Annotated in this window: 15 protein-coding genes and 1 tRNA gene; 9 read left to right on the top strand and 7 right to left on the bottom strand. The window is 66.5% G+C overall.

All coding sequences use genetic code 11. The features are described from left to right. Window positions 1–4 precede the first annotated feature (4 nt). The gene (locus ABD53_RS01975; protein ID WP_047864003.1) at window positions 5–1150 is read right to left on the bottom strand and encodes a cobalamin-independent methionine synthase II family protein; all 1146 of its coding nucleotides are present in this window, start codon (window positions 1148–1150) and stop codon (window positions 5–7) included. Between the two features lie 2 nt (window positions 1151–1152). Continuing rightward, window positions 1153–4002 carry an excinuclease ABC subunit UvrA gene (gene uvrA / locus ABD53_RS01970; RefSeq protein WP_235401236.1) on the bottom strand — a complete coding sequence of 950 codons (2850 nt, stop codon included), beginning with the start codon at window positions 4000–4002 and terminating at the stop codon, window positions 1153–1155. A 297-nt stretch (window positions 4003–4299) separates the two neighbouring features. Between uvrA and ABD53_RS01965 the strand changes: the two genes are divergently transcribed. From ABD53_RS01965 to ABD53_RS01945, 5 genes are all read left to right on the top strand, one after another. Further along, window positions 4300–6018 (top strand): helix-turn-helix domain-containing protein, encoded by a 1719-nt coding sequence (locus ABD53_RS01965; RefSeq protein WP_047864002.1) that lies wholly within the window; start codon window positions 4300–4302, stop codon window positions 6016–6018. A gap of 158 nt (window positions 6019–6176) precedes the next feature. Next, on the top strand, window positions 6177–7580 hold the full coding sequence (locus ABD53_RS01960) for an ammonium transporter (RefSeq protein WP_047864001.1): 1404 nt from the start codon (window positions 6177–6179) through the stop codon (window positions 7578–7580). Between the two features lie 125 nt (window positions 7581–7705). Beyond that, window positions 7706–7990: a PH domain-containing protein gene (locus ABD53_RS01955; RefSeq protein ID WP_047864000.1), complete on the top strand. Its 285-nt coding sequence runs from the start codon at window positions 7706–7708 to the stop codon at window positions 7988–7990. Between the two features lie 66 nt (window positions 7991–8056). Next, entirely contained in the window at window positions 8057–8275 is a 219-nt protein-coding gene (locus ABD53_RS01950) for a hypothetical protein (protein ID WP_047863999.1), read from the top strand. Between the two features lie 315 nt (window positions 8276–8590). Further along, window positions 8591–9853 carry an MFS transporter gene (locus tag ABD53_RS01945; protein WP_047863998.1) on the top strand — a complete coding sequence of 421 codons (1263 nt, stop codon included), beginning with the start codon at window positions 8591–8593 and terminating at the stop codon, window positions 9851–9853. Here ABD53_RS01945 and uvrB read toward each other — a convergent pair. Then, complete coding sequence (uvrB, locus tag ABD53_RS01940) at window positions 9850–11856, bottom strand: excinuclease ABC subunit UvrB (protein ID WP_047863997.1); 2007 nt, start codon at window positions 11854–11856, stop codon at window positions 9850–9852. The two genes, ABD53_RS01945 and uvrB, sit on opposite strands and share 4 nt — an antisense overlap. A gap of 182 nt (window positions 11857–12038) precedes the next feature. On the opposite strand from uvrB, the gene ABD53_RS01935 reads away from it, so the two are divergent. Then, window positions 12039–12821: a VOC family protein gene (locus ABD53_RS01935; protein WP_047863996.1), complete on the top strand. Its 783-nt coding sequence runs from the start codon at window positions 12039–12041 to the stop codon at window positions 12819–12821. 17 nt (window positions 12822–12838) lie between these two features. Here the strand turns inward: ABD53_RS01935 and ABD53_RS01930 are convergent, their stop codons facing one another. From ABD53_RS01930 to ABD53_RS01915, 4 genes are all read right to left on the bottom strand, one after another. Continuing rightward, window positions 12839–13432 carry a lytic transglycosylase domain-containing protein gene (locus ABD53_RS01930; protein ID WP_053057552.1) on the bottom strand — a complete coding sequence of 198 codons (594 nt, stop codon included), beginning with the start codon at window positions 13430–13432 and terminating at the stop codon, window positions 12839–12841. Then, window positions 13413–14081: a dephospho-CoA kinase gene (gene coaE / locus ABD53_RS01925; RefSeq protein WP_047863995.1), complete on the bottom strand. Its 669-nt coding sequence runs from the start codon at window positions 14079–14081 to the stop codon at window positions 13413–13415. The genes ABD53_RS01930 and coaE overlap by 20 nt, the downstream gene beginning before the upstream one ends. Before the next feature lie 11 nt (window positions 14082–14092). Continuing rightward, window positions 14093–15427: a 30S ribosomal protein S1 gene (gene rpsA / locus ABD53_RS01920; protein WP_456114845.1), complete on the bottom strand. Its 1335-nt coding sequence runs from the start codon at window positions 15425–15427 to the stop codon at window positions 14093–14095. A gap of 217 nt (window positions 15428–15644) precedes the next feature. Next, window positions 15645–18191, bottom strand: coding sequence for a DNA polymerase I (locus tag ABD53_RS01915; RefSeq protein ID WP_160309598.1), 2547 nt, complete (start codon window positions 18189–18191; stop codon window positions 15645–15647). 76 nt (window positions 18192–18267) lie between these two features. Here ABD53_RS01915 and ABD53_RS01910 point away from each other — a divergent pair. The 3 genes from ABD53_RS01910 to ABD53_RS15560 all read left to right on the top strand — a co-directional run bounded on the left by ABD53_RS01910 (window position 18268) and on the right by ABD53_RS15560 (window position 20561). Beyond that, a tRNA-Leu gene (locus ABD53_RS01910) sits at window positions 18268–18355 on the top strand. 357 nt (window positions 18356–18712) lie between these two features. After that, window positions 18713–19423 carry a helix-turn-helix transcriptional regulator gene (locus tag ABD53_RS15565; protein ID WP_053057550.1) on the top strand — a complete coding sequence of 237 codons (711 nt, stop codon included), beginning with the start codon at window positions 18713–18715 and terminating at the stop codon, window positions 19421–19423. A 343-nt stretch (window positions 19424–19766) separates the two neighbouring features. After that, entirely contained in the window at window positions 19767–20561 is a 795-nt protein-coding gene (locus ABD53_RS15560) for a hypothetical protein (RefSeq protein WP_053057549.1), read from the top strand. Window positions 20562–20641 lie beyond the last annotated feature (80 nt).

The following is a 20641-nucleotide window of genomic DNA, read 5'->3' as shown; positions in this document are numbered from 1 at the left end:
GGCCTCAGCCCCAGACCTCACCGGCGGCCTGTACCAGCGTGGCGAGCTTGCGCTCCTCGTCCTCCACGCCCACGGCGTTACCCAGAGTCGAGGTCGAGAACCCGCACTGCGGGCTTACCGCAAGACGGTCGAGTTCCACGAACCCCCGGGCCTCCTCGACCCGCCGCCGCAGCTCCTCCACACTCTCCTGACGGGGGCTTTTGGTGGTGACCAGTCCGAGCACCGCGACCTTGTCCTCCGGCACGTGCGCGAGCGGCTCGAAGCCGTCGGATCGCTCGTCGTCGTACTCCAGCATCAGGCGCTCGGCGTGTATGCCGCCGAACACGTGCCGGGCTATCGGCTCGTAGGAGCCGGAGACCAACCACCGGCTGCCCTGGTTGCCCCGGCAAAGGTGGAAGGCGAACGTCACGTCGTTGGCTTCGGAGCCGGGGACGTCCTCGCGGCCCCCGATCACGTAATTATCGAGCTCGATGCCTCTGGAGAGCCAGCGGTCCAGGTCCCAGCCGCGCTCCTCGTAGAAGGACCTGGTCTCCGGCTCCACGAGCAGCGGGTAGTGCGGCGCGTCGAGCTGCAGGTACTCCGCACCCAGCCGTGTGAGCTCCGCAACCTCCTCTCGCAGTATCTCCGCCACGTCCTCCAGAAATTCGTCCAGCGTCGGGTACGCCCCGCCGGAGACCTCCGGCGACCACAGGTTGGCGAACAGGCTCGGGCTTGGAAGGGTGACCTTTATGGTCCTGGCAGTACTGTCCGTCACGGAGCGGGCAAAGACGAACTCCTCCACCGCCAGGTGCCGCCGGCGGCGCAGCCGCTCTCTGACGCCGAGATCCGCCGGCCGCCGTATCTCCCGGTCGCCGACCTCCTCGTCGCCCTTCCACTCACCCCAGAGGAAGGCGTCGAGATCAGGGTTCCCGAAGCCTTCGACGGCCTCGGTCATCTGGCTCTGGAACGACTCCCGGCGCATCTCACCGTCGGTGACGACCGGCAGACCGGCGCGCTCCTGCAGTGAGACCGCCTCCCGTACCGCCCGGTCCTCGATCTCCTTGAACTCCGCGGGAGGTATAGCCTCTCGGGCGCGTCTCTCCCGCGCCTCGAGCAGCCCGGGAGGCCGCAGGAGGCTTCCGACCACGTCCACGTGTGCCGTGAAGCCCACTCCTAGCTCGCGGCGGCGACCTCCGGGAGGAGCTCTCGCAGGAAGCGGCCCGTGTGGGACGCCTCGACGCGGGAGACCTCCTCGGGGGTGCCGGAGGCCACGATCTCGCCTCCGCCGTCGCCGCCCTCGGGCCCGAGGTCCAGTATGTGGTCGGCGGACCGGATCACGTCCAGGTTGTGCTCGATTACGATCACGGTGTTCCCCGCGTCCGTTAGCCGGTGCAGTATCCCCAAGAGCCGCTCGACGTCGGCGAAGTGCAGGCCCGTCGTGGGCTCATCCAGGATGTACACCGTCTGGCCCGTGGCCCTTTTCCCGAGCTCGCTCGCCAGCTTCACCCGCTGGGCCTCGCCGCCCGAGAGCGTGGTCGCCGACTGCCCGAGCCGCACGTAGCCTAGCCCGACGTCTCGCAGGGTGTTCAGCCGCCGGGCGATGGCCGGGACCGGCTCGAAGAACCCGCACGCCTCGTCTACAGTCATCTCCAGCACGTCGGCGATGGACTTGTCCTTGTAGGTGGCCTTGAGCGTCTCGTTGTTGTAGCGGCGGCCCTTGCACACCTCGCACGGCACGTACACGTCGGGCAGGAAGTGCATCTCGATGCGGATCTGGCCGTCCCCCTTGCACGCCTCGCACCGGCCGCCCTTGACGTTGAACGAGAACCGGCCCGGCTTGTAGCCTCGGATCTTGGCCTCCGGCGTCGCCGCGAACAGGTGCCGGATGTGGTCGAAGACCTTGGTATACGTGGCCGGGTTCGACCTCGGGGTGCGGCCTATCGGAGACTGGTCTATGTCTATTACCTTGTCAACGTTCTCCACCCCGTCGAGCCCATTGTGCCTGCCGGGCCGGTGTTTGCCCCGGTTCACCCGGTTGGCCAGCGACTTGAACAGGATGTCGTTCACCAGCGTGCTCTTCCCGGACCCGGACACGCCCGTCACGCACGTGAACACGCCTAGTGGAAACGGGGCGTCTACGCCGTGCAGGTTGTTCTCCCTTGCGGCGCGCACCGTGACCGTACCCGTCGGCTCCCGGCGCTCATCGGGCGGCTCGATGCGCCGCCGTCCGGCCAGGTAGTCGCCGGTAATGGAGCTGTCAACCGCCTCGATGTCGGCGACGGAGCCCTGGGCCACGATCTCGCCGCCGCCGACTCCGGCGCCCGGCCCGACGTCCACGATGTAGTCGGCGGTGCGGATGGTCTCCTCGTCGTGCTCGACCACGATCAGGGTGTTCCCGAGGTCCCTGAGCCGCGCCAGCGTGTTCAGCAGCCGCCGGTTGTCGCGCTGGTGCAGCCCGATGGAGGGCTCGTCCAGCACGTACAACACGCCGACGAGCCCGCTGCCGACCTGGGACGCAAGCCGGATGCGCTGGGCCTCGCCGCCCGAGAGCGTCCCGGCGGCCCGCGAGAGCGTGAGGTAATTGAGACCCACGTCCACGAGGAACCCTAGCCGCTCCCGGATCTCCTTCACCACCCGCTCGCCGATCAACCACTCCCGCTCGGTAAACTCCACGCCCTCGAAAAAGCCCTGGGCCTCCGACACGCCCAGCTCCGTGAGCTCGGCGATGTTGCGCCCCCCGACCGTAACGGCCAGGGCTTCGGGCCTCAGACGCGCGCCGCCGCACTTGGGACACGGCACGTCGCTCATGAACTCCTCTATGCGCTCCCGGCGGTACTCGGAGTCGGTCTCGACGTAACGTCTTTGCAGGTTGCCGACCACACCGTTGAAATGGGTCATGTACTGCCGCTGCTTGCCGAAGCGGTTGCGGTACGAGACGTAGATGCGCTCGTCGTCCGTGCCGTGCAGCACCAGCTCCCGGTGCTCCTCCGGCAACTCGCGCCAGGGCGTGTTCAGGTCCAACCCGAACTTCTCGACGAGGGCGTTTAGAACGCTCGACTGGTACCCGTTCGCCCCGGCCCACGGCACGATCGCACCCTCGTTTATGGACAACTCGTCGTTCGGCACGACCATCTCCGGGGAGACCTCGAGCCGGCTCCCGAGCCCGTCGCACCGCTCACACGCCCCGTGCGGGCTGTTGAACGAGAACGTGCGGGGCTGTATCTCCGCGATAGACGCGCCGCAGTTGGTACACGTAAAGCTCTCCGAGAAAAGCATGGACTCGCCCTCGCCTTCGCGGGGGGCCGTCTCGACCATCATCAGGCCCTCCGAGAGCCGCAGCGCCGTCTCAACCGAGTCGGTCAGCCGCCGCTCTATCCCCTCGCGCACCACCAGACGGTCGACCACGACCTCGATGTCGTGCCGCTGGTTCTTTTCGAGTTCCAGTTCCACCGGCAGCTCGTACAGCTCCCCGTCGACCCGGACGCGGGCGTAGCCGTCGTCGGCGAGGGACTGAAGGAGCTTCTTGTGCTCGCCCTTGCGGCTACGGACGACCGGGGCCATGACCATGAATCGCTCCTGGTCGGGGAGCGCCAGGATCTTGTCCACCATCTGCTGCGGCGTCGAGGAGGCCACGGGCTCGCCGCAGACGTGGCAGTGAGGTCTACCGGCGCGGGCGTACAGGAGGCGCAGGTAGTCGTAGATCTCGGTAACCGTGGCGACGGTCGAGCGCGGGTTGTTCGAGGTGGTCTTCTGATCTATGGAGACCGCCGGTGAGAGGCCGTCTATGTGGTCCACGTCTGGCTTGTCCATCTGCCCCAGGAACTGCCGGGCATAAGCGGACAAGGACTCCACGTAGCGGCGCTGGCCCTCGGCGTAGATGGTGTCGAAGGCCAGCGAGGATTTACCCGAGCCCGAGAGCCCGGTTACCACCACCAGCTCGTCGCGTGGGAGCTCGACGTGTACGTTCTGCAGGTTGTGCTCCCGCGCACCGCTAACGACTATCTTCTCGTCGGCTATCTCCACATCCCCCTCCGGGCCTACCCTCGAGTAGCATCGGGGACCCTGCCCGGCGTCGTGACTCCGTAACTGTTTGTCCTGTTTATCAGGCGGCCCCGGCACACGGCACGAACAGCTTGCGGGCACCGGAAAGATACTAACCGCCGGCCGAGATTCTAACACCCCCGAACCCACCCTCCGGCCCCCGGCGAGGCCAAGAAGGGCATTCGAGGCACTCTTCCTGGCTCTCGTATATATTGAAATAATGATTATCAATACGACTGGCGGCGTTACCGACGACCGTGGCTCGCCTGGGGGCCGGGCTTGATCCTCGGGGAGTTCATCCGGGCCCTGGTCGAGGAGGCCGGTGCGCGGCGCGTGCTCACCGGCGACGCCCGGCGTCCGGTGCGGGGCCTCGCCGTTGACGAGAACGGCCCCCTGGAACCGGAGCGGGAGGGCTGGCTGGAGCGCGAGGAGGCGGCGGTCACCTCCCGCGAGTCCCTGGATGGGGAGTTTCTGCGGAGCCTCGAGGAAGCCGGCGCACCGGCGCTCGTGTGGCGCACGACAGAGGAGCCCTCCGGGGAGGACCGGGAGCGTCTGGAAGAGCTGGGGCTCGGACTCGTAACCATCCCCCCCGAGACGCCCCTGCGGCGCATGTTCGCCGTGTTCACGGAGACCAGCCGGCTGCTGCTGCACTCTCACAGCTCCGCCCGCACCCTGCTCGAAGGCGTTGACGGGACTCCGCTGGAGGATCTGATCTCCCGCGTCTCCGGCCTCTTCGGGCGCGAGGTCGTGCTCGAGGACGCGGTCGGACGGCTGCTGGGCGGCTCCTCCGGCCCATCCGGCTCGGGCCTCTCGGAGAACGGAGGGCTACTCTCGTTTATCGAGGAGCAGGGCCTGCGGGCCTCCAGGAGGCTCGGCGTCGAGGAGACCCGCCGCGAGCGCCGCGACCGCTACGCCCGCCTGCCCGACGGGTTCCTCTCGGTGCCGGTCGAGCGGTGGCGCGTCGGCGACAAGGAGGCTTTCTGGTCCCCCATCGGCAAGCCGGACTCCCCCGCCGGATACCTGTGGATGGACCTCTCGGAAAGCCCGTTACGGCCGGAGGACGTCGTGCTCCTGTACTGGGCCCGCCGGACGCTGGAGGGAGAGCTCGACAAGGAGCGAGTGAGGCTGGAGACCGAGCTCGGCGTCCGCGGCGACTTCGTGGACGACCTAATAAGCGGTCACCACGGATCGTTGGATCTCCTCCTGCAGCGCGCCGGGTACCTCGGCGCCAACCTCTCCGGCGGCGCGCTGGCCCTGATCGTGGACATAGACGACTTCGCCCGCTACCTGGGCCGCCGCCAGCTTGAGGAGCCCGCCATCCAGGAGATAAAGCGCCGACTCGCCGACGCCGTGCGCCTCCAGGCCCGCGAGCTTTTCACCAACTTCCTCACCGGCCCGCGCTCGGATAACGTAATACTCCTGCTAGCGCCCTCGGAGACCACGCCGAAACAGGAGCTCCCAGAGCGGGCGCACCGGCTCGCCACCCGGATACAACGCTACGTCAAAGGGCTGCTGCCAGACCTCACCGTCTCCATCGGCATCGGACGCTACGCCCCGGACCCCTCAGAGCTCACCGGAGCCTACTCGGAGGCCGAGGTTGCGCTAGAGATCGGGCACAGGATCCACGGCCCATCCTCCATCTCGACCTTCGAGGAGACCGGCACCTACAAGCTCCTGTTCCGCGTGATGCAGGAGGACCCCCGTGAGCTGGAGTCCTTCTACGGCGACACGCTGGCCCCCGTGGTCGGCTACGACTCCCGCTACGGCACCGATCTCGTCCACACCCTCACGACCTACCTCGGCAACGACGCCTCAACAGTCAAGACCGCCACCGGCCTCTTCGCCCACCGCCACACCATCCGCTACCGCCTGGACCGCGTCGGAGAGCTTACCGGCCTCGACGTGGACAAGAGCCACGACCGTGAGCAGCTTACCCTGGGCATAAAGGTGATGCAGCTCCTCGGGCACTCACCCTCCCACCCCTCGAACTCCGCCTAATAACACCCTGAACCACCATAACTAGACACGGAGTACAACCCCGGGCGCTACGTGCGGCCCGATATTTGTACGCCGGGCCAAAGACCTCGAAAACCGCGATCCATAAGCTGTCCGGTATCTGTCAACAGCTTGTAAATGAGATGCGAGGAGGCACGGCTTTGCGCCGAATAACGCTAACGATCTTTACCGCACTGGCACTGGTGACGGCGCTACCGTCCGTGGCATTCGCCCAGGACTCTCCCAGCATGCAGGAGATGGTCGGGATCATGGACACGGTGTGGGTGATGCTGGCGTTCGTGCTGGTGCTGTTCATGCAGGCGGGCTTCGCCATGCTGGAGGTCGGATTCTCCAGGATGAAGAACGTCGGCAGCGTCGTCGCAAAGATCCTGGCGAACATGGCTATCGCGGCGCTGATGTTCTGGGCCGTAGGCTTCGGCATAGCCTTCGGTACGGGCAACGCCATCTTCGGGCTCGAAGGCTTCTTCCTCACCGGCGGCATAGACGCCGGGACGATACCGCTCTCGATGCTGTTCCTGTTCCAGGCCGCGTTCGCCATGGTCGCACTCGCGATCGTGTGGGGCACGATGCTGGAGCGGACCAAGTTCAGCGTGTACCTGATCTTCGCCGTCATCTTCGCCGGCGTGATCTACCCGATAGTGGCGCACTGGATCTGGAGCGAAGAGGGCTGGATCTCCGCCCTCGGCAAGCAGGACTTCGCGGGCTCTACGGTGGTGCACCTCTCGGGCGCGGTCGCCGCCCTCGCAGGCACCATCGTCCTCGGCCCCAGGCTCGGCAAGTACGATGATGACGGCCGCCCCGTGAACATCCCCGGCCACAACATGCCGCTCGCCGTACTCGGCGTCCTGATCCTGTGGCTCGGCTGGCAGGGCTTCAACCCCGGCTCCACCCTCGCCGCGACCCCCGACATCGCGAACATAGCCCTCACCACCAACCTGGCCGCCGCGGCAGGCGTGATCGGCGCGATGACCGTATGCTACCTCCACCGCCGCAACGTGGACGTCGGCATGGCGGCGAACGGCGCGATAGCGGCCCTGGTCGGCATCACCGCGACCTGCGCCTTCGTTGCCCCCTGGGCCTCGGTGGTCATAGGCTTCATCGCCGGCGCGGTCATGTACGGCACGATGGTACTCATGGACAACATCGGCATAGACGACCCCATCGGCGCGATAGCGGCCCACGGTATGGGCGGCGTCTGGGGCACCCTCTCCGCCGGGCTGTTCGCAACCCCGGCGCTCGCGGCGGCAAACGGCGGCCGGCCGGGCCTGTTCTACGGCGGCGGCCTCGCCCAGCTCGGCGTGCAGGCGCTCTCCGTGGCAGCTGTAGCGTCATTCGTGTTCGTAGCCTCGTTCGCCGTCTTCGCCTTGCTCAAGGCGACCATCGGCATCCGGGTCAAGGCCGACCAGGAGATGAACGGTCTCGATATCAGCGAGCACGGAGTTTACGGATACTCCGAGGGCCTCGTCGCGACGGATCATCCCAGCACCGGCAACGGTAGTGCAGGCGGATCCGGCAGGCCAGAGGTCACCAGGTCCAACGCCTAACCGGACAGGTCAAGACCAGACCGCAGCAAGACTCCGGGACTACGGCTCCGGGGTCTTGCCGCGTCCGGCGTCGTAGAGGGTCGTCCAAACTAGACCAGGTCACCCGGAAGCCCAGGAGGAGCGATTTGGAAGACAGGCCCATTGCCCAGGCGACGGGGAGCAGCAACAACATAGTCGAGGTCTACCCGCGGCGCATGGAGCTCCACAGCGGCTGGCAGAACAAACAAACGGAGACGCTGGATCTCAGGGACGTGTCGGCGGTATCCGTAAAGGGCTTCGTAAACTGCACCCTGACAGTACAGACCAACAAGGGTCGCCAGTACAAGCTCGAGCGCCTCTCCTTGCCCGAAGCCCGGGGCATAAAGAAGGCGGTGGAGTCCCAGAAGCAGAAGGCCGGCCTCTACGAGTAGACCCGGGCTGGCGCGCGAGCGCCACTCCCCGCCCGGAGTCGGGTACACGAGAAGCCCGCCGGTAGGGTGATACGGGCCGGCCGCGGCGTCGGGACCGCCATAGCGCGGAGCGCGACCCAGGAAGGCGCGGAGACCCTCTTCAACCATCCGAGGAGCGAAAGCCTAGCCGAGAAGGTGGGCGAGGAGATACGCTCGTCCAGAGGCGCGGCCCGGACGGCGGCCGCCGGCATAACGGACGAGCAACAGACGAAAAATAGCGGAAGAGGCCCTCCCCCTCGGCGGTGAGGACATCCCGATCAACAACCCGCCGCCCGACTACGGGCACGTCTCATAGACTTGCAAAGATTCTCGGCGGGTTCTGCTGGGATGACTACCTGCACCAGCCTGGCGGCCTCACGAGTGCACCGCTCTTGCGGGCCGGTACAGAACGGTACGTAATCTGCTGCGGCGGGCTCGTAATGACGTACCTTCCCGCGGTTCCCCGAGATCCTCCGCGCCAGAGCCGGCTTGACGTTCTACCCTGCGGCGGTAGCCTGTAACGATTGCCCGGGGTCGGCAACCCGGTAACTATCCTCGTACTACGAAAGCGAAGCTCGATACTTGAGATCCCTGTTCCCAAGCTCCCGCAGGCCGTTCTATGGCTGGGCCGTGGTGGCCGCCGCCACGCTCGCCACCTTCTGCTCCGGTCCGGGACAGTCTTTCGTGTTCTCGATCTTCGTGGACCCCATTATCCGGGACACCGGTCTCTCGCGGGTCCACGTCTCCACGCTGTACGCGCTCGGCACGGCGGTGAGCGCGGTCATGGTCGTGGTGGTGGCCCGCATGGTGGACCGCTTCGGGGCGCGGCTGATGCTGGCCGGGATCGCCCTCGCCCTCGGCGTGGCGTGCTTCGGGATGTCGTTCGCCGCCGGGCCTCTTGCGCTGTTCCTCGGCTTTGCGGCGCTGCGGGCGCTCGGGCAGGGCTCGCTGCCAACCACGGCCTCCATCCTCACGGCGCAGTGGTTCGTCACCCGGCGCGGACGGGCGATGTCGGTCGTGATCCTGGGCCTCGCTCTCTCCAACGCCGCCTTGCCCGCGCTCTCGCAGTTCCTCGTGGGCTCGGTAGGGTGGCGGCAAGCGTACATGGGCCTCGGGATAATGGTGTGGCTGCTCCTGATACCGGTGGCGATCTTCGTCGTCCGCGACCGGCCCGAGAAGATCGGAGCCCACCCCGATGGTGCGGATCATCCACCAGCAGATGAGACGGAAGACACGGCTTCTCGGGAAGGCGGTAACCGCAAACGGGTTCTCCTTTCGCCGGATTTCTGGCTGCTGGCGGTGCCGGTCGCTGCGATACCGTTCGTGGTAACGGCGCTGGTGTTCCACCAGGTCTCTATCCTCGGCGCAGGAGGCGTGAGTGCGGCCGCGGCGGCCGGGATCTTCATAGCCTTCGCCGCGGCGAGCGCCGGGGCGACCGCTCTCGCCGGTCCACTCATCGAGCGTCTCGGACCTCTGAGGCCGCTGTGGTTGAGTCTCGGGCTGCTACTCGCCGCCGTGGTCGGGCTACAGTTCGTCTCCACTCCGGCGCTCGCAACGGTGTACGCGCTGGTGCTCGGCTCCGCCTCCGGAATACACGGCGTGGTGAACGGCGTGATCTGGGCGCATTATTATGGCCGCCGGGGCCTCGGAGCCGTACAGGGGCCGGCCACGATGGTCTCCATCTCGGCCGCGGCCCTCGCCCCGCTACCACTCGCAGCCCTTTATCAGCTCTCCGGCGGCTACGCCCTCGGCCTCGGGATGATGGCCGTCATCCCGGTAGCCTGCGCCCTGCTCGCCACCCTCTTCGACCCGCACCGCGCAAAGCGTCAGGTCGAGGCCGTCTAGCCAGCTTCCTGTAGCTGGCGTTCGAGGTCCTTGACCTCGTCGCGGAGCTTGGCGGCGTACTCGAACTTGAGATCCTCGGCGGCCTCGGCCATCTCGGCCTGCAGGTCCGCGATGAGGCGCTGTAGCTCTTCCGGGTCCTGCGGGGTCTCGCGGCCCTTCTTCGAGGCTTTCTGGCCGGCCTTGTACAGGCCCTTCGCCTCGGCGGCGACGAGGATGTCGGAGACGCCTTTCTGGATGGTCCGGGGGGTTATCCCCTCACGCTCGTTGTGGGCGGCCTGTATCTCACGCCGGCGTTCGGTCTCACCCAACGCCGCCTGCATCGCGTCGGTGTGCTTGTCGGCGTACATGATGACCCGGCCCTCGGTGTTGCGGGCGGCGCGGCCTATGGTCTGGATCAGGGCCCGCTCCCCGCGCAGGAAGCCTTCCTTGTCCGCGTCCAGGATGGCGACCAGCGTCACCTCGGGAAGATCGAGGCCCTCGCGCAACAGGTTGATGCCCACGAGTACGTCGAACTCGCCGGTACGCAAGGAGCGAATGATCTGTATACGCTCCAGCGTCTCTATATTCGAGTGCATGTAGCGGGCCTTCACCCCGGCTTCGAGCAGGTAGTCCGTGAGGTCCTCGGCCATTCTGATGGTGAGCGTCGTGATCAGGGTCCGCTCTCCCCTGTCGGTGCGGTTCTTGACTTCTCCCATGAGGTCGTCTATCTGGTTCTTGGTGGGCCGGACCTCTATCTCCGGGTCTACGAGGCCGGTCGGGCGGATGATCTGCTCCACTATCCTGTCGGAGTTCTCGAGCTCGTACGGTCCCGGCGTGGCCGAGACGAGCACCATCTGGTTTGTCTTCAGCTCGAACTCCTCCCACCCTAGAGGCCGGTTGTCCATGGCTGAAGGCAGCCGGAACCCGTAACTCACCAGCGTCCCCTTGCGCGACTGGTCGCCCTTGTACATGCCCCGGATCTGGGGCAGCGTGATGTGCGACTCGTCCACGAAGGTCACGTAATCTTCGGGGAAGTAGTCGAGCAGCGTATACGGCGTCGAGCCCGGCGCCCGCCCGTCCAGGTGCCGCGAGTAGTTCTCGATGCCGGAGCAGTACCCCAGCTCGCGCATCATCTCCAGATCGTACTGTGTCCGTTGCCTTAGACGGTAGGCTTCGAGCACCTTACCTTCACGCTCAAGTTCAGCGTAACGTTCCTCTAGCTCGGCTTCGATGTTCTGCGTGGCGACGGCGATACGGTCCTCGTCGGTGACGAAGTGGGTAGCCGGGTAGATGGCTATATAGGGATGCTCGCGCAGGACCTCGCCGGTCAGCGGATCCACCTCAGTAATGCCCTCTACCTCGTCGCCGAAGAACGAGAAACGATACACCGTGTCCTGGTAGGCGGGATGGACCTCCAGCACGTCGCCCCGCACCCGGAAGGTGCCGCGCGCCAGCTGGTAGTCGTTGCGGGCGTACTGGATGCGTACCAGGTCGCGCAGCACGTCGTCCAGGTCGTGGAAGCCGCCCTTTTCCAGCAGCACCATCTTGGCCCGGTACTCTTCCGGGCTCCCGAGGCCGTAGATCGCGGACACGCTCGCGACCACGACCACATCGCGGCGGGTGAAGAGCGCGCTCGTTGCCGAGTGGCGGAGACGGTCTATATCCTCGTTGATCTGGGCGTCCTTCTCGATGAACGTGTCGCTCGACGGGACGTACGCCTCCGGCTGGTAGTAATCGTAGTAGCTCACGAAGTACTCGACGGCGTTGTTCGGGAAGAACTCCGAGAACTCGCTGGCGAGCTGTGCGGCGAGGGTCTTGTTGTGCGCGATCACGAGCGACGGCCTGCCGACCGCCTCGATGGTACGGGCCATCGTGTGCGTCTTGCCGGAGCCGGTGACGCCGAGCAGGGTCTGCGCCCGGTTGCCGGCTTCTAGGCTCTCCGTGAGCTCCCGGATTGCCTTTGGCTGATCCCCCGCGGCCTCATACTCGCTGTTTACCTTGAACTCGCTCTTGGTACTATCCACGCGCCCTCGCCCGTCGCCTCGCCTGCACTGAGGTGTCACCCGCTAATTCTATCCGATGAAGCTGGTTTTCCAGCCCGCATCTCACCCGGACAGCCACCGGCAGAACCTGCCCCTTGGCGGCCGGGGAACCCGCCGTACACTTACGTGACGAACCTGTAACTCCAGTAACTAAAGGAGAGGGCATGGGTAAGAGGCAGCACTACGAGCCGGGCGTTTTCTGCTGGACGGACCTCGCCACCACGGACGCGGAGGGCGCTAAGGCTTTCTACGGCGGGCTTTTCGGCTGGGAGGCTGAGGACAGGCCCGTCGGCGACGCCGGCGTCTACACGATGCTGAGTCTCGGTGGAGACCAGGTGTGCGCCCTGTACGAGCTGGACTCTTACATGCGCGAGCATGGCGTGACGCCGAGCTGGCTCTCTCACGTGAGCGTCGACAGCGCGGACAGAGTCGCAGAGCGGGCGCGCGGCCTGGGGGCGACGGCAGAAGACCCCTTCGACATCCTGGACGCGGGGCGGATGACGATCATCCGGGACTCCGCCGGGGCGGTGCTCGCCGCCTGGCAGTCGCACGAGCACCTCGGGGCCGGTCGGGTCAACGACGCGGGTTGCATGGCCTGGAACGAGCTCCAAACCCGAGAGCCCGAGGAGGCTTCCAGGTTCTACTCGGCCCTCTTCGGCTGGGAGATGGAACGGATGGAAGAAAATAGCGAGCTGGCTTACGTCCTGATCAAGAACAATGGCCGGATGAACGGCGGCATCATGCCCGTTCCGGCGGGGTGGGATATGGCGGCCAGCTGGCTGCCCTACTTCACCGTCGCCTCCTGTGACGCGGCGGTCACCGACGCCCGGAGACTGGACGGCGAGGTGCTGGTGGAGCCCTTCGAGCCCGGCGAGGGTAGAATCTCGGTTTTAAGCGACCCGCAGGGCGCGGCTTTCGCCATCTTCGAAGGCGAGACGGATGAATAAGGTGTCCGGGTCTGCGCTCAGTCCGTGCGGCCCAGATCGCTCCCGTACAGCTCCGCGTAGGCGTCACGCGTCTCCCGTACGTCCACTACGTAGCTCGCGGTCTCGGGATACGGTATGTCCTGGCGGACGTTGAAGCTCTCGTCCTGTAGCCAGCCGTCCACGGTCCCCTCACCCGAGTTGTAGGCGGCGAGCATCAGCCGCTCGCTCCCGGCGTAGCGGTCCTCCAGATGGTCCAGGTACCACACACCCATCTGGATGTTTACCCGCGGCTCGCGGTAGTCCCCCTCGATGCCGCTCTGCCGGCTTATGTTCCGGGCGGTATCGGGCACGATCTGCATCAGGCCGTAGGCGTTCTGGTCGGACCGGGCGTCCGGGTCGAACTCGCTCTCGGTGTGTATTACCGCCGCCACCAGGGCGGACTCTATGCCGTACTCATCACTGGCGGAGCGGATGGTCTGCTCGTGGTTGAGCGGATACAGGCTGCGCCGGAGCCCATCCTGTACGCTGGAGGTAAGCGCCAGGGCGAGCAGGAGCGCCACCACGAGCACCGAAGCGGCGGCCACGACCAGCCAGCTACGGTACGGTCTGAGACTATTCTTCGTACCCCTCACCTTCGCCGCTCTGCGGCCCGTCTCCCCTCCCCTCCGGAGCCAGTCGGCCCATCACCCTCCGGGCCTCGTCCCAGAGTGTATCGAGATCCCCGTCATTCTCTACCGTGAGATCCGCGCGGGCAGCCTTTTCCTCCGAGGTTAGCTGCCGCCGCTCTATGGCCTCCCGACGGCTCTCGTCCATGCCCCGCTCCAGCGCCCAGGCTCTGCGGCGCTCCTCCGGGGTCTTTACCGCGACCGTGAGATCGAAAGCCCCCGTGCTACCGCCCTCGAACAGTAGCGGCACCTCGGAGACGAAGACCGGAGCCTCCGAAAGCTCGGCGCGGCGCCCGGTTTCCGCTCTCACCCTGGGATGCAGAATACCTTCGAGGTCCGCGAGCGCCGCCGGGTCCCCGAATACGTTCTCAGAGAGCGCGGGACGATCTATCCCGGCACCGCCAGACTCACCAGCATCACCACGTACGCCGTCTCCGAACCGGGCGGCCACGGCCTCGACGGTCTCCCTGTCGCCGGAGAGCAGGTCGTGGACCAGCTCGTCGGCGGAGACGGTCTCCGCGCCGAGCTCTCCGAGCATACGCACGAAGGTGCTCTTGCCACAGGCAAGGGGGCCGGTGACCGCCACGGTCACCGGCCCCCCGTTAGAGGCGCTCAACTCCGCCCGTCCTAGCTGTTCTCGCCCAGGTCCAGCTCGGAGAGCTTGTCGAAGGCCCCGCTGCGGAGGCCGCCGCTCTCACTGGTGCGACTCCCGCGATCGCGGTCGCCGCCACGGTCGTCGCGGCCGCGATCCCGGCCTCCACGGTCGCCGCCGCGGTCGTCGCGCTCCCGGCGCGGACGGCGTTCACCACGTTCACTACGCTCGCCGCCGGAGCTCTCGGGCCGCTGCTGCTCGCCGCTCGGCTCCTCGGAACGCTCCTCGCGGTCCTCCTTCTTGGGCCGCAGGGAGAGCGAGAGCCGACGGCGCTTGGCGTCCACATCTATGATGCGGGCCTCTATCTCGTCGCCGCTGCGCACGATCTCATCCGGCGTCTCGACGTGATGATCGGCGAGCTCGCTTATGTGGATCAGGCCCTCTACACCCTCGGCGACCTCGACGAACGCGCCGAAGGAGACGAGCTTGGTAACGCGGCCCTTGATGTTGCCGCCGATCTCGACCTGCTCGACGATCTCCTGCCACGGGTCCTTGCGGGTCTGCTTGAGACCGAGCGAGATGCGCTCCCGGCTCCGATCGACCTCCAGGACCTTGACCTCGACCTCCTCGCCGACCTCGACGACCTCCGAGGGATGGTCGACGTGGTTCCAGGAGAGCTCGCTAATGTGGATCAGGCCGTCAATGCCTTCGAGATCAACGAACGCGCCGAAGTCCACGAGGTTCGAGACCGTGCCCTGCACGATGTTCCCCTCTTCGAGCGAGGTGAGTATCCGCTCGCGCTCCTCCTTGCGCTCTTCTTCGAGCACGGCGCGGCGGGAGAGCACCACGTTGTTGCGGCTGCGGTTTAGCTCTATCACCTTGCACTCGAGGCGCTGGCCCATGAAGGACTCCAGGTTGCGCACGCGGCGGATGTCCACGAGGCTCGCCGGCAGGAAGCCGCGCAAGCCGATGTCTATTATGAGGCCGCCCTTTACAACCTCGATGACCGGGCCTTCCACGGTCTTTTGCTCGTTGTGGGACTCCTCGATCCGGTTCCAGGCCTTCTCGAACGCCGCCCGCTTGGCGGAGAGGATGAGCCGTCCGTCGGCGTCCTCCTTCTGCATCACGAGGGCTTCGAGCCGCTGGCCGAGCTCCACGATCTCGTGCGGGTCCGCCCCCTTGCGGATGGAGAGCTCGTTGGACGGGACGAGCCCCTCGGACTTGTAGCCGATGTCGACGAGGACCTCTTCCTTGTCTATGCGGACGACCTCGCCCTCGACTATGTCGCCGTCCTTGAAGTCCACGAGGACGCTGTCGTCCACGGGGACCATCTCCCCGTTCTCTTCCTTGAAGAAGTCCCTCATGGTCATCGGGCGGGTTGCGTTCTCAGTCGTATCTACCATGTACCGGTTATTTTCCTTCTCAAACTAGCCTGCGGGCGGGATTATACTAAGAATTCACGGAGCGGGCGGGCACGTAGAGACACTCAAACGCCTGCCCGGGGCGAATCGCTTGAATAAACCAGCCGGATTATACAACACGACGCGCCCCGCGTGTCGCGCGCCGTCCCGCGCTTTTAGATCTCCGTTAGACCTCCGCACGCCACTCCCGGCCCCGGCCCCACCTCTCGCCGACCTCTATCTCCACCTCAAGCGGCGGGTCCAGGTCGTAGGCGGCGACCATCCTCTCCGCGGCCAGCGCCGCCACCTCGTCCACGGCGTCTTCGTCAACGTCGAAGACGAGCTCGTCGTGGACCTGCATCAACATGTCCGCGCCGAGCGGTTGCAGACGTGGCGCGAGGTCCACCATCGCGACCTTTATTATGTCCGCCGCCGTGCCCTGCACGGCCGCGTTGAAGGCGTACCGCTCGCCGAGCTTCCGGGTGTTCTTGTTCGGGCTCTGGAGCTCGGGCACGTAGCGCCGCCGGCCGAACAGCGTCGTGGCGTACCCTAGCTCCGTGGCCTCCTCCAAGGTCCGGGCGACGAACCTCTCCACCTCGGGGTACCGCTCCCAGTATCGCTTTATGTACCGCTCCGCCTCGGAGGGGTGGACGTTCCCGAGCCGCATGGCGAGCCCGAAGCCGGAGATGCCGTACAGGATGCCGAAGTTGACCATCTTCGCCCGCCGCCGCAGCTCGCTGGTCACGCTCTCGGGTCGCACGTCGAAGACCTCGGCCGCGGTCCGGGTGTGGACGTCCTCCCCGCCCGAGAAGGACTCGACCAGCGCGGGCTCCCGGCTCATGTGGGCCAGGATGCGCAGCTCTATCTGCGAGTAGTCGGCGACCACGAGTTTGCGGCCCGGAGAGGCGGTGAAAGCCTCCCGGATACGGGACCCGAGCTCGGTGCGCACGGGGATGTTCTGGAGGTTCGGCGAGTCGCTGGAGATGCGGCCGGTGGAGGTCGTGGTCTGGTTCAGGGTGGTGTGGATGCGGCCGTCGGGCGTTATCAGGCCCTTCAGGCCGTCTATATAGGTCCCCCGCAGCTTGGTCAGCTCGCGGTAAGCCGTGATCTTCTCCGCGATCGGGTAATCCACCGCGAGCTGCTGCAAGACGTTGGCGTCGGTGGAGTAGCCGGTCTTGGTCTTGCGCACCGGCGGTATCTGCATCTCCTCGAAGAGGACCTCGCCGAGCTGCTTGGGGGAACCGATGTTGAAAGGGTGACCGGCCTCGGCGTGGATCTCCTCCTCCAACTCCGCGATGCGCCCCTCTATCTCCGCGCCGACCTCCTCGATGGTTGAGAGGTCCGCGGGCATCCCGATCTCCTCCATCCGGGCCAGCACGTCCGCGAGCGGCAACTCAACGTCGTGGTACAGATCCCTCAGCCCCAGCTCGTCCAGCTTCTCCTCCAGCACGGGGGCGAGGTCGTACAGGATGGCTGCCCGCCGGGCGGCGCCCTCCGACTCCAGCTCGATAGATCCCGCGCCCTCCCACCGGGCCTCGCGCTCGGGCAGGCCGAGCTCGTAGGCCAAAGCCTCCAGGTCGTAGCTGCGGGTGCCGGGCTGTATCAGGTATGCGGCGAGGTAGGTGTCGAAGACGGCCCCTTTCACCCCGACCTTCTTGGCGTCGTGCAGCCGCAGCGGACGATCCGGCAGGGCGTCGGCGAGCCGCGCCTCCTCCCCGCTAACGGCGACGCACCAGCGGCGGCCTTCGAGCGTGCCGGGCATCCCGACCGGGACGGCGGCCACGGGCTCGTCGCTGGCCTCGACGGGCCCGGCACTGACGCGCACCGCCACGCGCTCGGCCTCGACGGTCTCCTCACCATCCTCGCCGTCCGCGACCGGCAGGCTCTCGAAACGCTGTGCGAGGGTGCGGAACTCGAACCGGCGCAGCACCTCCCGCAGACCGGGCGACACGCCTCCGAAGCGCAGGTACCCCTCGTCGAACTCGACCGGGGCGTCGAAGCGCATCCGGGCGAGATCCCGCGACATGAACGCGCTCTCGCGGTTCTCTTCCAGCTTTGCGCGGGTGCCCTTTGCCGATACGGAGTCCAGGTCCTCGTACAGCTCGTCCAGGGTGTCGTGTTGCTGCAGGAGGGCCTTCGCGCCCTTCGGGCCGACGCCCCGGACGCCAGGAATGTTGTCCGAGGAGTCGCCGACGAGGCCCTTGTAGTCCGGGATCTGCTCCGGCGTAACGCCGTACTCCTCCACGACTTCGTCGCGCCCGTAGGTCTTGGTCTCGGTGACGCCGCGGGTCGTGCGCAGGACCTTGACGTCCCCGTCCACGAGCTGCATCGCGTCCTGGTCCCCGGTGACGAGCATGAGCTCCACGTTCTCGGGCACCTTGCGAGAGAGCGTGGCTATAACGTCGTCGGCCTCGTAGCCTTCGGCCCTCACGGTCGGGACGTTCATCGCCGAGAGGATCTCTTCCAGGTGCCCGACCTGCATCTTCAGCTCGTCCGGCGTCGAGGGCCGGTGTGCCTTGTACTCGGGGTACACCTCGGTGCGGAACTTCGGCTCCCCGCCGTCCCACACGACCGCTATCCCGACCTCCTCGTCGTCGGAGAGTAGTTTAACGAGCATGCTCGTGAAGCCGTACAGCGCATTCGTCGGCAGCCCGGAAGAGGTCGCGATGCTCTGCGGCAGCGCGTGAAACGCCCGGTACAGGAGTGAGTTGCCGTCGATCAGATATACCCGCATCCGGCTGAGTATAACGGAGTATGGTGCAGAGAAAAGAGCCTGAGGCATGCTAGAATCCAGCGCGGGTTTCCACCGCGCCGGAGTGGCGGAATGGTAGACGCGACGGACTCAAAATCCGTTGGTGCGAGAGCACCGTGTGGGTTCGAGTCCCACCTCCGGTACCACGGCGCGCGCCTCCGTCCTCCCTGGAGTGGATGATCCTGGGTCACGTACAGGCCGTGGAGCGTATCCGCAATCTCACCGGCAGCCTATTTCATTCTGATCCGCGGCTCACGAGCCATGTAGAACCCTGTAGCCATATACACACCGCATGCCTGCTCGACCGTGCAGGGCCGTATCAGGGGAGGGCACTCGGTGTTTGCGAGGCGGCCGGTCGGCCGGTATATCGGGTTACGGACCCGAGGGGCTTTCGATGATAAGGTTTCTGTATTGTTACAGAAGGGGAGGCCAGTGAGGTCGATTAGACGATAACTCCTCCGCCTGGAAACTCGGTAACCGTGAGACTCGTGAGGAGGCGCGAAGTGACAGAGATAGGCTCCAGCCTCGCCCCGCTGCCTCTGGCGGTACGCGGCCTCGTCGAGGCCCGCACGGGTGACGCCGTTTTCGTGGTGGACCCCGAGTACCGGATCGTCTACTGGGACGAGGAGGCCGCGTTTCTCACGGGACTGGCGGCCGAGGATATGGTGGGCCGGCGCTGCTACGAGGCTTTGCTGGGCGAGAGAGAGTGCGGCAGCCCCGTCTGCACCGACGACTGCCCGGTGATGCGTCTGGCGCGGGTTGGCAGGCCCGTGTCGAGCTACGACATGCGCGTGGCCGCGCTCTCGGGCGAGAAGCGTTGGGTGAACGTTAGCATCCTGAGCCTGGACTCCGCGGAAGGCCCCTATCTCGTCCATCTGCTACGTGACGCGCAAGAGAAACACGAGACGCTGGAGATGGCCCAGCAGCTCATACGGCTCTCCCGCAAGGGAGATGACGCAGATAGCGCCGACGACGTCGGCGGTGGGGACGGCCTCGGGGATGAGACACCCGAGACGCCCTCGCTGACCGCGCGTCAGCTAGAGGTGCTGGGGCTACTCGCCCGGGGCAGGAGCGCGAAGGAGATAGGCGGGAACCTCTACCTGTCGGAGGCCACTGTCCGAAATCACATCCACTCTCTCCTACAGGCCCTCGGGGCTCACTCACAGCTAGAGGCGCTGGCAAAGGCCCGCGAGCGGGGGCTGCTCCAGAGCTAGGCACCATTCCCCGAGGTCGGGGCCGGATAGCAGGTCAATTCTACCCAGTTAAATAAAACATCCTGCTCAGGATGGGCTCTCTCTCTGCGGGTACATTGGTGGACATGATGGGCGGCTCTTACACCCGGCTCATGGTAGGCCCCGGTGTCCCCGCAGGCGGAGCGGGCGGCGGGACCCAGAATCTCGCACGCCGCAGGGCCGCCTCTGGTGGAGCTCGTCCCGCTCCAGAGGCCCAAGGCGGGGCTCACGGCTTCCTCGGAAACGGCCTGACAGGCGTGAGAATCTGGAGGATCACGAGTCATCGCGGTCACACCCCGGCCGGCCACGCAGGGGGGCGAGAGTGTTGAGATCCGGGCTGCTCAGGTGGCTCGGCGAAGCGGGCTTCACCATTGAAGATGGGCGGGTGGGTCTCATGGATCTGCTTACTCGGGCGGGCCTGCCGGTGCCGGAGGGCTTCATACTCACCCGCGAGGGCCACCGGGCATTTCTGGGAGCCTGCGGCCCCGCTCATACGCTGCACGGGCCCACGCCCCCCGGAGGGCTCGGTGTTGCCGACAGGCACGATGGAGCCCGCACCCGGACGGCACACCCGACGGCCGGAGAGCCGGGACCAACGGTAGAGACCCTCACCCGCCTTATACGAGAGGCTGTTCTGGATATGGAGGCGGTAACCGTCTCCGTCTGTACCGAGGACTTCCGGCGCCGGGGGCTCGGCAGCCTTTCAGAGGTGCTGCGCGAGATCCGCCGCGCCTGGGCACTGGAGGAGCCGTGCCCCCGGGGGGCGTCGGACCGCCCGGACCGGGAGCGGATCACCTGGCCGGTGCTCGTGCAGCGGGAGATCCCGACCGAGTATGGCGGGTGGTCCATCACGGAGGATGCGGAGGATGCGCGGTCCGTGTCCGGCGTGTCCGGGCCTTTCGCGAGGAGCGTGCGCCTGGACGGCGTCATCTTCCACGGGCCCGGAGGCGCGGCCGGCCACCTTCCCGAAGACCCCGGAAGTGCGGCAGCCGTCGCGCGCTTCACCCGGGAGGCGGCGGCCGCCGCGGGAGGCCCCGTATGGCTGGAGTGGGGTCGGGCGTACGGCCGGTGGCACGTACTCTCGGTGAGCCGGGGAGTCGGGGAAGGCGAGGAAAGATGATCCCGGCCGACACCGTCAAGGAGCCGCGGAAGCTCGTGGAACCCGCAAAGCACCGGGAGATCCCGGGCTCGTCACGCAAA

The sequence above is a fragment of the Rubrobacter aplysinae genome, assembly GCF_001029505.1.
Taxonomy (GTDB): domain Bacteria; phylum Actinomycetota; class Rubrobacteria; order Rubrobacterales; family Rubrobacteraceae; genus Rubrobacter_A; species Rubrobacter_A aplysinae.
Note: the sequence above shows the minus strand (reverse complement) of the source record. Positions and strands in the feature narration are given on the sequence as shown.